Source organism: Vibrio sp. 1978 (assembly GCF_033344345.1).
Genome location: NZ_JAWPOP010000363.1, coordinates 1 through 764, shown reverse-complemented (window position 1 = coordinate 764; position 764 = coordinate 1). Strand labels below are relative to the sequence as shown.

Annotated in this window: 1 protein-coding gene; it reads left to right on the top strand. The window is 51.7% G+C overall.

The genetic code is table 11. The features are described from left to right. The coding region (locus tag R8N49_RS26640; RefSeq protein ID WP_318190388.1) for a methyl-accepting chemotaxis protein at nt 1–764 on the top strand (764 nt) is incomplete at both ends.

Genomic DNA, 764 nt, shown 5'->3' with positions numbered 1-764 from the left:
TTGTTGAAAGCCTGCAGGGCATCATCAAGAGCGTGACTCAAGTTGGTGAAGAAGTCGTCGCAGAAACCAACAACATGTCGCAACGCGCCTCTCAAGTCGACGAACTCGCTGGCGGTCAACGTGAAGAAACCGAGCAAGTTGCCGCAGCGATGACGGAAATGACAGCCACCGCGCATGAGATTTCGAACAACGCTAACCAAGCAGCAGAATCAGCACGACACGCCGATGAAAACGCTCAACAAGCGAAACACATCGTCGATTCCGCTGCGAATTCTGTCGAAGAGCTGGCAAGCGAAGTTTCAGAGGCGAGCACTGTGATTGCCCGTTTAGAGAGCGACGTTCAAAACATCTCATCATCTTTAGAAGTGATTCAAGATATTGCCGAGCAAACTAATTTGCTTGCGCTAAATGCCGCGATTGAAGCTGCGCGAGCTGGCGATCAAGGACGTGGATTCGCGGTAGTAGCAGATGAAGTCCGCAAGCTGGCAAGCCGCACTCAAGACAGCACGGGCGATATCCATAAAATGATTGAGCAACTAAAATCTGGCTCAGATGCCGCTGTACGTGCGATGGAATCAAGCCAAGCGCGCGGTGAAGCAACGGTAGAAGAGGCGCGCGCCGCCTCGGTTGCGTTGCAAGACATTCAAGCAGCGATTGCCAACATTATGGACATGAACACGCTGATCGCCACTGCAACCGAAGAACAGAGTCAAGTGGGACAAGAAATCTCTCAACGTGTTGAGGTCATTTCGCAGCAAAGTAGT